Origin of the sequence: Allochromatium humboldtianum, assembly GCF_013385175.1 — a bacterium.
GTDB classification, from domain to species: Bacteria; Pseudomonadota; Gammaproteobacteria; order Chromatiales; family Chromatiaceae; genus Thermochromatium; species Thermochromatium humboldtianum.
Map to the genome: position 1 here is coordinate 25,500 of NZ_JABZEO010000023.1, position 12,320 is coordinate 37,819.

Annotated in this window: 26 protein-coding genes; all 26 read right to left on the reverse strand. The window is 63.5% G+C overall.

The window, feature by feature from the left end:
* Positions 1 to 4: 4 nt before the first annotated feature.
* Positions 5 to 625, reverse strand: coding sequence for a 30S ribosomal protein S4 (rpsD, locus tag HW932_RS19665; RefSeq protein WP_176978166.1), 621 nt, complete (start codon positions 623 to 625; stop codon positions 5 to 7).
* A gap of 27 nt (positions 626 to 652) precedes the next feature.
* Positions 653 to 1,042 (reverse strand): 30S ribosomal protein S11, encoded by a 390-nt coding sequence (rpsK, locus tag HW932_RS19670; protein WP_176978167.1) that lies wholly within the window; start codon positions 1,040 to 1,042, stop codon positions 653 to 655.
* Between the two features lie 38 nt (positions 1,043 to 1,080).
* The gene (gene rpsM / locus HW932_RS19675) at positions 1,081 to 1,437 is read right to left on the reverse strand and encodes a 30S ribosomal protein S13 (protein WP_091332204.1); all 357 of its coding nucleotides are present in this window, start codon (positions 1,435 to 1,437) and stop codon (positions 1,081 to 1,083) included.
* A gap of 84 nt (positions 1,438 to 1,521) precedes the next feature.
* Positions 1,522 to 1,635 carry a 50S ribosomal protein L36 gene (gene rpmJ / locus HW932_RS19680; RefSeq protein WP_012971531.1) on the reverse strand — a complete coding sequence of 38 codons (114 nt, stop codon included), beginning with the start codon at positions 1,633 to 1,635 and terminating at the stop codon, positions 1,522 to 1,524.
* A 120-nt stretch (positions 1,636 to 1,755) separates the two neighbouring features.
* A complete protein-coding gene (secY, locus tag HW932_RS19685) occupies positions 1,756 to 3,108 on the reverse strand; it encodes a preprotein translocase subunit SecY (RefSeq protein ID WP_176978168.1) in 1,353 nt (450 codons plus the stop codon).
* Positions 3,109 to 3,126: 18 nt separating this feature from the next.
* Entirely contained in the window at positions 3,127 to 3,561 is a 435-nt protein-coding gene (gene rplO / locus HW932_RS19690) for a 50S ribosomal protein L15 (protein WP_176978169.1), read from the reverse strand.
* 1 nt (position 3,562) lies between these two features.
* Positions 3,563 to 3,754 (reverse strand): 50S ribosomal protein L30, encoded by a 192-nt coding sequence (gene rpmD / locus HW932_RS19695; protein ID WP_176978170.1) that lies wholly within the window; start codon positions 3,752 to 3,754, stop codon positions 3,563 to 3,565.
* 3 nt (positions 3,755 to 3,757) lie between these two features.
* Positions 3,758 to 4,264: a 30S ribosomal protein S5 gene (rpsE, locus tag HW932_RS19700; RefSeq protein WP_176978171.1), complete on the reverse strand. Its 507-nt coding sequence runs from the start codon at positions 4,262 to 4,264 to the stop codon at positions 3,758 to 3,760.
* A gap of 11 nt (positions 4,265 to 4,275) precedes the next feature.
* Entirely contained in the window at positions 4,276 to 4,638 is a 363-nt protein-coding gene (rplR, locus tag HW932_RS19705; RefSeq protein WP_176978172.1) for a 50S ribosomal protein L18, read from the reverse strand.
* 12 nt (positions 4,639 to 4,650) lie between these two features.
* Positions 4,651 to 5,184, reverse strand: coding sequence for a 50S ribosomal protein L6 (gene rplF, locus HW932_RS19710; RefSeq protein WP_012971537.1), 534 nt, complete (start codon positions 5,182 to 5,184; stop codon positions 4,651 to 4,653).
* A 12-nt stretch (positions 5,185 to 5,196) separates the two neighbouring features.
* Positions 5,197 to 5,592, reverse strand: coding sequence for a 30S ribosomal protein S8 (rpsH, locus tag HW932_RS19715; protein WP_176978173.1), 396 nt, complete (start codon positions 5,590 to 5,592; stop codon positions 5,197 to 5,199).
* A 69-nt stretch (positions 5,593 to 5,661) separates the two neighbouring features.
* Entirely contained in the window at positions 5,662 to 5,967 is a 306-nt protein-coding gene (rpsN, locus tag HW932_RS19720) for a 30S ribosomal protein S14 (RefSeq protein ID WP_176978174.1), read from the reverse strand.
* A gap of 9 nt (positions 5,968 to 5,976) precedes the next feature.
* Positions 5,977 to 6,516, reverse strand: coding sequence for a 50S ribosomal protein L5 (rplE, locus tag HW932_RS19725; RefSeq protein ID WP_176978175.1), 540 nt, complete (start codon positions 6,514 to 6,516; stop codon positions 5,977 to 5,979).
* Between the two features lie 14 nt (positions 6,517 to 6,530).
* Positions 6,531 to 6,848: a 50S ribosomal protein L24 gene (gene rplX, locus HW932_RS19730; protein WP_176978176.1), complete on the reverse strand. Its 318-nt coding sequence runs from the start codon at positions 6,846 to 6,848 to the stop codon at positions 6,531 to 6,533.
* A gap of 13 nt (positions 6,849 to 6,861) precedes the next feature.
* Entirely contained in the window at positions 6,862 to 7,230 is a 369-nt protein-coding gene (rplN, locus tag HW932_RS19735) for a 50S ribosomal protein L14 (RefSeq protein WP_012971542.1), read from the reverse strand.
* A gap of 119 nt (positions 7,231 to 7,349) precedes the next feature.
* Positions 7,350 to 7,616 (reverse strand): 30S ribosomal protein S17, encoded by a 267-nt coding sequence (rpsQ, locus tag HW932_RS19740; protein ID WP_176978177.1) that lies wholly within the window; start codon positions 7,614 to 7,616, stop codon positions 7,350 to 7,352.
* Positions 7,613 to 7,813, reverse strand: coding sequence for a 50S ribosomal protein L29 (gene rpmC, locus HW932_RS19745; protein WP_012971544.1), 201 nt, complete (start codon positions 7,811 to 7,813; stop codon positions 7,613 to 7,615). The genes rpsQ and rpmC overlap by 4 nt, the downstream gene beginning before the upstream one ends.
* Positions 7,813 to 8,226 carry a 50S ribosomal protein L16 gene (rplP, locus tag HW932_RS19750; RefSeq protein ID WP_176978178.1) on the reverse strand — a complete coding sequence of 138 codons (414 nt, stop codon included), beginning with the start codon at positions 8,224 to 8,226 and terminating at the stop codon, positions 7,813 to 7,815. Before rplP ends, rpmC begins: the two co-directional genes overlap by 1 nt.
* A 3-nt stretch (positions 8,227 to 8,229) precedes the next feature.
* Positions 8,230 to 8,907 carry a 30S ribosomal protein S3 gene (rpsC, locus tag HW932_RS19755; RefSeq protein ID WP_176978179.1) on the reverse strand — a complete coding sequence of 226 codons (678 nt, stop codon included), beginning with the start codon at positions 8,905 to 8,907 and terminating at the stop codon, positions 8,230 to 8,232.
* Between the two features lie 18 nt (positions 8,908 to 8,925).
* Positions 8,926 to 9,258 carry a 50S ribosomal protein L22 gene (gene rplV, locus HW932_RS19760; protein WP_012971547.1) on the reverse strand — a complete coding sequence of 111 codons (333 nt, stop codon included), beginning with the start codon at positions 9,256 to 9,258 and terminating at the stop codon, positions 8,926 to 8,928.
* A gap of 12 nt (positions 9,259 to 9,270) precedes the next feature.
* Positions 9,271 to 9,549, reverse strand: a complete 279-nt coding sequence (rpsS, locus tag HW932_RS19765) for a 30S ribosomal protein S19 (protein WP_012971548.1) — start codon at positions 9,547 to 9,549, stop codon at positions 9,271 to 9,273.
* A gap of 20 nt (positions 9,550 to 9,569) precedes the next feature.
* Positions 9,570 to 10,400, reverse strand: coding sequence for a 50S ribosomal protein L2 (gene rplB, locus HW932_RS19770; RefSeq protein ID WP_176978180.1), 831 nt, complete (start codon positions 10,398 to 10,400; stop codon positions 9,570 to 9,572).
* A gap of 32 nt (positions 10,401 to 10,432) precedes the next feature.
* Positions 10,433 to 10,729 carry a 50S ribosomal protein L23 gene (rplW, locus tag HW932_RS19775; RefSeq protein ID WP_176978181.1) on the reverse strand — a complete coding sequence of 99 codons (297 nt, stop codon included), beginning with the start codon at positions 10,727 to 10,729 and terminating at the stop codon, positions 10,433 to 10,435.
* Positions 10,726 to 11,337 carry a 50S ribosomal protein L4 gene (gene rplD, locus HW932_RS19780; protein ID WP_176978182.1) on the reverse strand — a complete coding sequence of 204 codons (612 nt, stop codon included), beginning with the start codon at positions 11,335 to 11,337 and terminating at the stop codon, positions 10,726 to 10,728. Before rplD ends, rplW begins: the two co-directional genes overlap by 4 nt.
* Before the next feature lie 6 nt (positions 11,338 to 11,343).
* The gene (gene rplC / locus HW932_RS19785; protein WP_176978183.1) at positions 11,344 to 11,994 is read right to left on the reverse strand and encodes a 50S ribosomal protein L3; all 651 of its coding nucleotides are present in this window, start codon (positions 11,992 to 11,994) and stop codon (positions 11,344 to 11,346) included.
* Positions 11,995 to 12,004: 10 nt separating this feature from the next.
* Positions 12,005 to 12,316, reverse strand: coding sequence for a 30S ribosomal protein S10 (rpsJ, locus tag HW932_RS19790; protein ID WP_007040450.1), 312 nt, complete (start codon positions 12,314 to 12,316; stop codon positions 12,005 to 12,007).
* Positions 12,317 to 12,320: the final 4 nt, after the last annotated feature.

A 12,320-nucleotide genomic window follows, 5' to 3' on the forward strand; every position in this document is an offset into this window, starting at 1 on the left:
CTCCTTACTTGGAGTACAGCTCGACGATCAGAGATTCGTTGATGTCGGCCGGCAGATCCGAACGGTCCGGGATGCGCTTGAACACGCCCTTCAGACCCTTGCTGTCGACCTCGACCCAATCCGGAAAGCCGTACTGCTCGGCCAGGGCCATGGCGTTCTGCACGCGCACCTGCTTCTTGGCCGCCTCGCGGACTTCGATGTGATCGTCGGCGCCGACCTGATAGGAAGGAATGTTGACGATACGACCGTTGACCAGGATGCCCTTGTGGCTGACGAGCTGGCGCGCCTCGGCGCGCGTGGACCCGAAGCCCATCCGGTAGACGACGTTGTCGAGCCGGCGTTCGAGGATCTGCAGCAGGTTCTCGCCGGTCGCGCCCTTGGACTGGGCGGCCTTCTTGTAGTAGTTGCGGAACTGCTTCTCGAGCACACCGTAGATGCGACGCACCTTCTGCTTCTCGCGCAGCTGCACGCCGTAGTCGGAGAGGCGGCGGCGACGATCGGTCGTCTGACCGGGCTGCTTCTCCAGCTTGCACTTGGTATCGAGCGAACGCGCGCGGCTCTTGAGCGAAAGGTCTACACCCTCGCGCCGCGCCAGCTTGCAGGTCGGGCCTGTATAACGTGCCATATGTCTTCCTGTTGAACTGTCGGGCCGTCAGACGCGCCGCTTCTTGGGCGGGCGGCAGCCGTTGTGCGGGATGGGCGTCACGTCGGTGATGCTGGTGATCTTGAATCCGGCATTGTTGAGCGCGCGCACGGCGGACTCGCGTCCCGGTCCCGGCCCCTTGACGTTGACATCCAGGTTACGCAGACCGTATTCCTTCGCGGCCTGGCCGGCCTTGTCGGCGGCGACCTGCGCGGCGAAGGGCGTGCTCTTGCGCGAGCCGCGGAAGCCCGAGCCGCCGGAGGTTGCCCAGGCCAGGGCGTTGCCCTGCCGGTCGGTGATGGTGATGATGGTGTTGTTGAAGGAGGCGTGGACGTGGGCGATCCCGTCCGCGACCTGCTTCTTGACCTTCTTCTTCGTGTTGCGAATCGGTTTAGCCATTCGACGTAATCCAGCTCATCTGGCCGAGCGCGAGGCGCTTAGCGTTTGATCGGGCGACGCGGTCCCTTGCGGGTCCGGGCGTTGGTACGGGTGCGCTGACCACGCAGCGGCAGCCCGCGACGGTGACGGATGCCCCGGTAGCAGCCGAGATCCATCAGCCGCTTGATGTTCATCGACACCTCGCGCCGCAGATCGCCCTCGACCGTGAACTTCGCGACCTCATTGCGCAGCTTGTCGACTTCTTCTTCCGTGAGGCTCTGCACCTTGGTGGTGCGCGCGATACCCGCTGCATCGCAAATCAGGCCCGCGCGGGTGCGACCGATGCCGTAGATCGCGGTCAGCGCGATCACAGCGTGTTTTTTATCTGGGATGTTGACGCCGGCGATACGGGCCATGTTTACGAACCCCTTAGTCCTAAATGCTCAGCGGGTAAACCGCGCAGTATATCAAACAGTTTGTTCAGGTCAACCAAGGATCGATCAACCCTGGCGCTGCTTGTGACGCGGATCGGAACAGATCACACGCACCGAACCATTGCGCCGAATGATTCGGCAGTTTCTGCACAGCTTTTTGACGGATGCACGCACTTTCATGTTTTTCTCTCCCAAACCGCGTCCAAGTACGACAGGCGGTGTTTGCAATGAACCGACCGTCCGAGAGCGACTCCGGACGGTCGCCGCGCTGGACGCGGTCTACCAGATTTGTTGACGGCCTCAGCGCAGCAGTCCGCCGCCCGGTGCCTTCAGATTGGCCTTCTTCATCAGCCCTTCGTACTGGTGCGACATCAGATGCGCCTGCACCTGGGCCATGAAGTCCATGACCACGACCACCACGATCAGCAGCGAGGTGCCGCCGAAATAGAAGGGCACGTTGTAGCCGACGATCAGGAACTCCGGCAGCAGACAGACGGCGGTGATATAGATCGCGCCGGCGGCGGTCAGCCGGGTCATGACGCCGTCGATGTACCGGGCCGTCTGCTCGCCCGGACGGATGCCCGGAATGAAGGCCCCCGACCGCTTGAGGTTGTCCGCCGTTTCCTTCGCGTTGAAGACCAACGCGGTATAGAAGAAACAGAAGAAGATGATCGCCGAGGCGTAGAGCAGCACATAGACCGGTTCACCGGGCGACAGCTTGGAGGTGATGTCCGCGATCCAGCGCAGATCCTCGTTGCTGCCGAACCACTGCCCGAGCGTGCCCGGAAACAGGATGATGCTGGAGGCGAAGATCGGCGGAATCACACCGGCCATGTTCAGCTTGAGCGGCAGATGGGTGCTCTGCGCCTGCATCATCTTGCGCCCCTGCTGGCGGCGTGCATAGTTCACCGTGATGCGCCGCTGACCGCGCTCGACGAAGACCACGAAGGCGGTCACGGCCAGCGCCATGGCGAACAGCGCCAGGACGGCCAGTGCGTTCATCTCACCCGTGCGCGCCAGCTCCAGCGTGCCGCCGAGCGCCGCCGGCAGACCGGCGACGATACCGGCGAAGATGATCATCGAGATGCCGTTGCCGATGCCACGCTCGGTGATCTGCTCGCCGAGCCACATCAGGAACATGGTGCCCGTCACCAGCGACACGGCCGCCGTGAACACAAAACCCACGCCCGAGTGGACCACCAATGCCGAGCCGCCGGCCGTCTGCCCTTGCAGCGCCATCGAGATGCCGATGGCCTGGAAGGTCGCCAGGAACACCGTGCCGTAGCGGGTGTACTGGGTGATCTTGCGCCGCCCGGCCTCGCCCTCTTTCTTCAGCTGTTCGAGCTGAGGCACCACCGCCGTCATCAACTGCACGATGATGGAGGCGGAGATGTAGGGCATGACGCCGAGTGCGAACAGACTCGCGCGCTCCAGAGCGCCGCCCGAGAACATGTTGAACATGTCCAGGATGGAGCCCTGATTCTGATCGAAGAGGATGGCCAGCGCCTCCGGATTCACACCAGGAACCGGGATGAAGGTACCGATGCGATAGACGAGCAAGGCCCCCAACAGGAACATCAGACGTCGACGCAACTCGGTCAACTGCCCCATTCCACCGAGCGCCCCAGCCATGGATCCAGCGTTTTTAGCCATCCGTCTCAAACCCTTGGGTTAGTCTTCGATCTTGCCGCCGGCGGCCTCGATCGCGGCGCGCGCGCCTTTGGTCACGCCCAGACCACGGATGGTCAGGGCGCGCGTGACCTCGCCGGAGGCGATGATCTTGGCGCTCTTGACGACGCGATTGAGCAGGCCGGCTGCTCTGAGCGTCTCCAGGTCGACGACATCGCCCTCGACCAGATTCAGCTCGGTCAGACGCACCTCGTCCTTCTCCAGCGACTTGCGCGAACGGAAGCCGACCTTGGGCAGACGACGCTGCAAGGGCATCTGACCGCCCTCGAAGCCGACCTTGTGGAAACCGCCGGCACGGGCCTTCTGGCCCTTGTGGCCGCGCCCGCAGGTCTTGCCCAGGCCGCTGCCGATACCGCGACCGACGCGCTTGGCGGAGGGACGGCTGCCCGGATCGGGCCGCAGATCATTGAGTTTCATCTCAGGCTTCCTCCACGACCTTGACCATGTACTGCACGGTGTTGACCATGCCGCGCGTACAGGGCGTATCCTCGACCTCGACGACCTGGTGCATGCGACGCAGACCCAGACCGCGCACGCAGGCCTGATGACGCTTGAGGCGTCCGTGCACGCTGCGCACCAGCTTGACCTTCATCATTTTCTTGTCGGACATCGCTTACCCCAGGATCTCTTCGACGCTCTTGCCGCGCTTGGCGGCAACGGTCGCCGGATCGCTCATGGCGCGCAGACCATTGACGGTGGCGCGCACGACGTTGATCGGGTTGTTGGTGCCGATGCACTTGGCGAGCACGTTCTGCACGCCCAGCACCTCGAACACGGCACGCATGGCGCCGCCGGCGATGATGCCGGTACCCTCGGAGGCCGGCTGCATGAAGACCTTGGCCGCGCCGTGCTTGCCCTGCAAGGGATATTGCAGGGTCGAACCGTTGAGCTTGACCTCGACCATGTTCTTGCGCGCGTTCTCCATCGCCTTCTGGATCGCGATCGGCACCTCACGCGCCTTGCCGCGACCGAAGCCGACCCGGCCCTTGCCGTCGCCGACCACGGTCAGGGCGGCGAAACCGAACTGACGGCCACCCTTGACCACCTTGGCAACACGGTTGACCGCCACCAGCTTTTCGAGGAGATCGTCGCCTTCCACTTTTGGATTGAAGTTTGCCATTGCTCGCTCCCCTAGAATTTCAACCCGCCTTCACGCGCGGCATCCGCCAGCGCCTTGAGACGGCCGTGATAACGGAAGCCGGAACGGTCGAAGGCGACTGTCTCGACACCAGCGGCCAGGGCGCGCTCGGCGATCGCCTTGCCGATGACGGTGGCGGCGGCGATGTTGGCCTTGTTGCCCGTGATCTGCTCGGCCAGAGCCTTCTCGACGGTCGAGGCGCTGGCGAGCACGCGGTCGCCGGTCTCGCCGGGCGCGATGATCTGGGCATAGGTGTGGCGCGGCGTGCGATGCACGCACAGCCGGTAGACGCCAAGCTCGCGAATCTTGGCGCGGGCCCGCGTCGCACGACGCAGGCGAGCCTGTTTCTTGTCCATCGTTGAGACCCCTTATTTCTTCTTGGCTTCCTTACGCAGGACGTTCTCGTCCGCGTAACGAACACCCTTGCCCTTGTACGGCTCCGGCGGACGATAAGCCCGGATCTCGGAGGCGACCTGACCGACCTGCTGCTTGTCGGCGCCCGACACCAGGATCTCGGTCTGACTGGGGGTCTCGATCGTGATGCCCTTGGGCACCGGATAGTCGACCGGATGTGAGAAGCCCAGGCTGAGGTTGAGCACGTCGCCCTTGGCCTGCGCGCGATAACCGACGCCGACCAGGGTCAGCTTGCGCGTGAAGCCGGCGCCGCAGCCCGTGACCATGTTGTTGAGCAGCGCACGGGTGGTGCCGGCCATGGCCCAGGCTTCGGTCTGGCCCTCGGCGGGCGCGACCCGGATCTCGCCGTTCTCTTCGCAGACGCGAACGGTCGGATGGACACACCAGTCCAGGGCGCCCTTCGGACCCTTGACCTTGACGTCCTGACCGCTGATCTCGACGGTGACGCCCTTGGGCAGCTTGATGGGAGCTTTTGCAACACGTGACATCGTAGTCTCCCCTTAAGCGACGTAGGCGATGATCTCGCCGCCGTGTCCGGCCTGACGGGCCGCGCGGTCGGTCATCAGACCCTTGGAGGTGGAGACGATGGCGATGCCGAGCCCGGCCCAGACCTTGGGCAGCTCGTCTTTGCCGCGATAGATGCGCAGTCCGGGGCGCGAGACGCGCTTGAGGAACTCGATCACGGGCTTGCCGCGATAGTACTTGAGCTTGATGACCAGCTCGGGCTTGCCGCTCTTGGCCTCGACCATGGCGTCGGCGATGTAGCCTTCTTCCTTCAGCAGGTTCGCGATCGCGACCTTCTGCTTGGAGGACGGCATCACGATCGTGATCTTACCGCGCTGCTGGCCGTTGCGGATGCGTGTCAGCATATCCGCAATCGGATCCGACATACTCATTGGCTTCTCCGTGGGTCAGGCCGTCGTTGCGACGCGATACCCGGTAGGTTGAAAAACGTGTGGCTGAGCTTACCAGCTCGCCTTGACGACGCCGGGGACGTCCCCGCGCATCACGGCCTCGCGCAGCTTGTTGCGCGACAGACCGAACTTGCGATAGACCGCGTGCGGACGACCGCTGACGCGGCAGCGACGCTGCTGGCGCGTCGGGCCGGCGTCGCGCGGCAGCTTCTGCAACTTCAGCGTCGCCTCGTCGATCTGCTCGGGCGTGGCGTTGCGATCATTGATCACCGCCTTGAGGGCCGCGCGCTTGGCACTGAAGCGGGCGGCGGTCTCGGTGCGCTTGCGATCGCGCGCAATCATACTCTTCTTCGCCATGCGATTACCTTAGGTCCGGAAGGGGAAGTTGAAGGCTTCGAGCAGGGCACGGCCTTCTTCGTCCGTCCGCGCCGTGGTCGTGATGGTGATGTCGAGTCCGCGCAGCGCGTCGATCTTATCGTAATCGATCTCGGGGAACATGATCTGTTCGCGCACGCCCATCGAATAGTTGCCGCGACCGTCGAACGACTTGGCGCTCAGGCCACGGAAGTCGCGGATACGCGGGATCGAGATACTGATCAGGCGATCGAGGAACTCGTACATGCGCTCGCGACGCAGCGTGACCTTGCAGCCGATCGGCCAGCCTTCGCGGATCTTGAACCCGGCGACCGACTTGCGGGCGTAGGTCACGATCGGCTGCTGACCGGCGATGGCGCGCAGATCGGCGACGGCGTTGTCCATGACTTTCTTGTCGGCCACGGCCTCGCCCACGCCCATGTTGAGCGTGATCTTCTCGATCTTCGGCACCTGCATCACGCTCTGGTAGCTGAAGCGCTCCTTGAGCTGAGGCACGATGCGCTCTTTGTATTCAGTCTGTAATCTGGACATCTCGCTTCACCCGGTCAGACGTCGACGACTTCGTCGTTGGACTTGAACACACGCACCTTGCGGCCGTCTTCCAGGGTCTTGAAGCCGACGCGGTCGGCACTGCCCTTGATCGGGTTGTAGAGCCCGACGTTGGAGACGTGGATCGGCATCGCCTTGTCGACGATTCCGCCCGGCACGCCGGCCTGCGGATTGCCTTTCTGGTGCTTGCGGGCGATGTTGATGTTCTCGACGACGACGTGGTTCTCGTCGATCACCTTGAGCACCGTGCCGCGCTTGCCCTTGTCCTTGCCGGCGATGACCATGACGTCATCGCCCTTCTTGATCTTTCTCATGACTATCGTCTCCTCAGAGCACTTCCGGCGCCAGCGAGATGATCTTCATGAAACGCTCGCCGCGCAGCTCGCGCGTGACAGGCCCGAAGATACGGGTGCCGATGGGTTGAAGCTGGTTGTTCAAGAGCACGGCGGCGTTGCCGTCGAAACGGATCAGCGAACCGTCGGGGCGACGCACGCCATGACGGGTGCGCACGACGACCGCGTTGTAGACATCGCCCTTCTTGACCTTACCGCGTGGGATGGCGTCCTTGACGGTGACCTTGATGACATCGCCGATGCCCGCGTAGCGACGATGCGACCCGCCGAGCACCTTGATGCACATCACGCTCTTGGCGCCGCTGTTGTCGGCGACGCTCAGATTGGTCTGCATCTGAATCATTGTCTTTTACCTAAAAAGCTCGTTGCTGATCCGGGAATGGACCGATGGCTCCGCGAAATGACCGCGCCGGCCGCGCCGCAAGCGCCGGGCCGGAAGTACGCGAGACTGGCAAATGCCGCTCAGCGCGCCTTTTCGAGGATCTCGATCAGACGCCAGGTCTTGGTCTTGGAGAGCGGACGGCACTGCTCGACCCGCACCAGATCGCCGACGTTACAGCTGTTGGTCTCGTCATGCGCATGGATCTTGGTCGAGCGGCGCATGAACTTGCCATAGAGCGGGTGCTTGACACGGCGCTCGATCACGACCGTGATGGTCTTGTCCATGGCGCTGCTGGTCACGCGCCCTTCGAGTGTCCGGTTGGTCTTGATCTCGTTCTCGTCGCTCATGATTTCCCGCCCGCCTTCTGCTCGGCCATGATGGTCTTGATCCGGGCGATGTCCCGGCGCACGGCCTTCATGCGCGAAGGCTTGGACAACTGACCCGTGCCCCGCTGCATGCGCAGATTGAATTGCTCGCGCAGCAGCTCCATCAACTGTGTCTGAAGCTCTTGGGCGCTGTTGGTTCTAAGCTCGTTGGCCTTCATCACAGAATCGTCCGCTTTTCAAAGGTGGTCTGCACCGGCAGCTTGGCCGCGGCCAGCTTGAAGGCCTCGCGCGCGAGTTCCTCGCTGACACCCTCGATCTCGTAGAGCATGCTGCCCGGCTGGATCAGCGCGACCCAGTACTCGACGTTACCCTTACCCTTACCCATACGCACTTCGAGCGGCTTCTTGGAGATCGGCTTGTCCGGGAACACCCGGATCCAGATCTTGCCGCCGCGCTTGACGCTACGGGAGATGGCACGACGGGCAGCCTCGATCTGGCGCGCGGTGAGACGACCGCGCTCGGTCGCCTTGAGACCGAACTCGCCGAAGCTCACCCGGTTGCCGCTCTGGGCCAGACCGCGGTTGCGGCCCTTGTGTTGCTTTCTGAATTTGGTGCGTTTCGGTTGCAGCATGACTTAACCCTTCTTTCCGGCCGCCTTCGGCGCCGGTTCCTCGGGCTGCTGGTCGCCGAAAACCTCGCCCTTGAAGATCCAGACCTTGACTCCGAGCACGCCGTAGGTCGTCTTGGCCTCGGCGAAGCCGTAGTCGATGTCGGCACGCAGGGTGTGCAGCGGCACACGGCCTTCACGCGCCCACTCGCTGCGTGCGATCTCAGCCCCGTTCAGACGACCGGCGACGCTGACCTTGATGCCCTCGGCGCCCAGACGCATGGTGTTCTGGATCGAACGCTTCATGGCGCGGCGGAACATGATACGCCGTTCGAGCTGCTGAGCAATGCCCTCGGCCACCAGTTGCGCGTCGAGTTCCGGCTTGCGGATCTCCTCGATGGCGATGTGCACCGGAATGCCCATCATCTCCGAGACCTTGGCGCGCAGCTTGTCGATGTCCTCGCCCTTCTTGCCGATCACCACGCCCGGACGGGCGGTGTGGATGGTGATGTGGGCATTCTTGGCCGGACGGTCGATCTGGATGCGGCTCACCGAGGCCTTGGCGAGTTCCTTGCGCAGGAAGTCGCGGACCTGGAGATCGGTGTTGAGCAGATCGGCATAGTCCTTGGAATTGGCATACCACTTGGATGTCCAGTCCTTGACGATGCCAAGCCGGATACCATTCGGATGAACTTTCTGTCCCATACTGGTCCCCTGGATCCTCTAGGCTTCGGCCACGGTCAGCGTGATGTGGCTGGTGCGTTTCATGATGCGGTTGGCGCGGCCCTTGGCGCGCGGCATGATCCGCTTCATGGTCGGCCCCTCGTTGACCTGGATGGCCGCAACCTTGAGTTCGTCGATATCGGCGCCCTCATTGTGCTCGGCGTTGGCGATCGCCGACTCCAGGACTTTCTTGATGATGTCGGCGCCCTTCTTGGGGCTGAAGGACAGCGTGTTGAGGGCTTCCTCGACACGCTTGCCGCGAATCAGATCCGCGACCAGTCGGGCCTTCTGCGCCGAGATCCGGGCGTATTTGTGTGTGGCTACAGCTTGCATCGCGATCTCCGACTAGCGCTTCTTCGCTTTCTTGTCGGCGGCGTGACCACGATAGGTACGGGTCAACGCGAACTCGCCGAGCTTGTGGCCGATCATGTTTTCGTTGACGAGAACCGGCACATGTTGACGCCCGTTGTGGACGGCAATGGTCAGACCGACCATCTCAGGCAACACCATGGAACGGCGCGACCAGGTCTTGATCGGGCGCTTGCTGTTTTGGGCGACCGCCTCTTCCACCTTCTTGATCAGGTGGTGATCGACGAACGGGCCCTTTCGAATCGAACGTGGCACTGGCTCAACCTCGACTGATGCTATTTCTGACCGCGACGACGCACGATCATGCCGTCGGTCCGCTTGTTATGGCGCGTCTTGTGACCCTTGGTCGGCACACCCCAGGGCGTGACCGGATGACGGCCGCCGGAGGTCCGGCCCTCACCACCGCCGTGCGGGTGATCGACCGGGTTCATGACCACGCCGCGCACCGTCGGACGGATACCGCGCCAGCGGCTCGCGCCGGCCTTGCCGAGCTTGCGCAGGCTGTGTTCGCTGTTGCCCACCTCGCCGATGACGGCGCGGCAGTCGGAGTGCACTTTACGCATCTCACCGGAACGCAGACGCAGGGTCGCGGTACCGGATTCGCGCGCCACCAGCTGCACCGAGGCGCCGGCCGAGCGGGCGATCTGGGCGCCCTTGCCGGGACGCATCTCGATGCAATGCACCTGGGTGCCGACCGGGATGTTGCGCAGCGGCATGCAGTTGCCGACCGCGATCGGTGCGGCCTCACCCGAGACGACAGAGTCGCCGGCCTTCAGGCCCTTGGGCGCGATGATGTAGGTGCGCTCGCCGTCGGCATACTTCAGCAGCGCGATGTGCGCCGAGCGGTTCGGATCGTACTCCAGACGCTCCACGGTCGCGGGAATCCCGTCCTTGCGGTTGCGCTTGAAGTCGATGATGCGATAACGCTGCTTGTGACCGCCGCCCTGGTGACGCACGGACACACGGCCCTGATTGTTGCGCCCGCCACGCTTGGTCTGCTTGTCGATCAGAGGCGCGTGCGGCGCGCCCTTGTGCAGATCGGGTGTCGTCACCTTGACGACGAAGCGTCGTCCGGCGGACGTCGGTTTGGTCTTTACGATTGGCATCTTGATCTATCCGTTGCTGTCCGCCGCCGCGCTCAAGCGGCGTCGCCGAAGTCGATGTCTTGGCCGGCCTTGAGGCGCACATAGGCTTTGCGCCAGTCCTGACGCTGGCCCAGACGCTGGCCGAAGCGCTTCTGCTTGCCCTTGACGTTGAGGATCTGGACGCGATCGACCTCAACCTCGAACAGCATCTCGACCGCCTTGGCGACTTCCTGCTTGGTCGCGTCGGTCAGGACGCGAAAGGTCACTTGGCCGCAGGTCTCGGCCAGACGCGATGCTTTCTCGGAGATCACGGGCGCGACCAGCACCTTCATCAGACGCTCTTTGTTCATGCCAGCCGCTCCTCCAGCTTCTTGATCGCCGCCTCGGTGGCGAGGATGGTCTCGAAGGCGATCAGGCTGACCGGATCGACCTCTTGCGCCGACAGCACGTCGACCTTGGGCAGATTGCGCGCAGCCAGATAGAGCTTGTCGTCGAACCCATCGGTGAGGATGAGTGCGTCGGTCAGGTCATGGCTCTTGAGCAGCGCGATCAGAGCCTTGGTCTTGGCCTCTTCCAGCGCCAGCTCGGAGACGACCACCAGACGCTCGGTGCGCACCAGCTCCGACAGGATCGAGCGCACGGCGCCGCGATACATCTTGCGGTTGACCTTCTGGCCGTAGTCGCGCGGCTGGGCCGCGAAGGTGACACCGCCCGAGCGCCACAGCGGGCTACGCGAGGTACCCGAACGGGCACGACCGGTTCCCTTCTGGCGCCACGGCTTGGCACCGCCACCAGAAACCGCTGCACGGTTCTTCTGGGCCTTGGTGCCTGAACGTGCGCCGGCCATGTAGGCGGTCACGACCTGGTGGACCAGACCTGGTTTGTATTCCACGCCGAAGACGGCGTCGGAAACCTGCACACTGGACGCGCCAGTGTGGTTTCGAATGGCGATCTCCATGAGTGCTCAGCCCTTGTTCTTTTGCTTCACGGACGGCAGCACGACCAGACGCCCTCCCGTCGGTCCGGGCACGCCGCCACGGACGAGGAGCAGGTTGCGTTCGGCGTCGATGCGCACGACCTCGAGATTTTGCTGACAACGATTGGCGGCGCCGAGATGACCCGCCATCTTCTTACCCTTCCACACGCGCCCAGGGGTCTGGTTCTGACCGATGGAACCCGGCGCACGGTGCGACAGCGAGTTGCCGTGGGTGCGATCCTGACCGGCGAAGTGGTGACGGCGGATGACGCCGGCGAAGCCGCGACCCTTGGTCACGCCACGCACATCGACCTTCTGGCCCGGCTCGAAGATGGAGACCGTGATCTCCTGACCGACCTGCAGGTCGCTGCCTTCTTCGCCTTCCAGACGGAACTCGCGCAGCACTTCACCCGCTTCGACACCGGCCTTGGCGTAGTGACCCGCCATCGGCTTGGTGACGCGCGAGGCGCGACGCTGGCCGAAAGCGACCTGGACGGCGCGATAGCCATCGGTCTCTTCGGATTTGACCTGACTGACGCGGTTCGGCGTGACCTCGATCACGGTGACCGGGATGCTCTCACCTGCCTCGGTGAAGACACGGGTCATGCCGGCTTTGCGTCCGATAACTCCGATCGACATGATTTCGTCCTCAGCTCAGCTTGATCTGGACGTCGACACCGGCGGCCAGATCGAGTTTCATCAGGGCGTCGACGGTCTTGTCGGTCGGATCGACGATGTCCATCAAACGCTTGTGCGTGCGCAGCTCGTACTGATCGCGCGCGTCCTTGTTGACGTGCGGCGAAACCAGGACGGTGAAGCGCTCTTTCTTGGACGGCAGCGGCACCGGACCACGCACCTGAGCGCCGGTGCGCTTGGCGGTGTCGACGATCTCACGCGCGGACTGATCGATCAGACGATGATCGAACGCCTTCAGCCGGATTCGGATTCTCTGATTCGTCATGCCC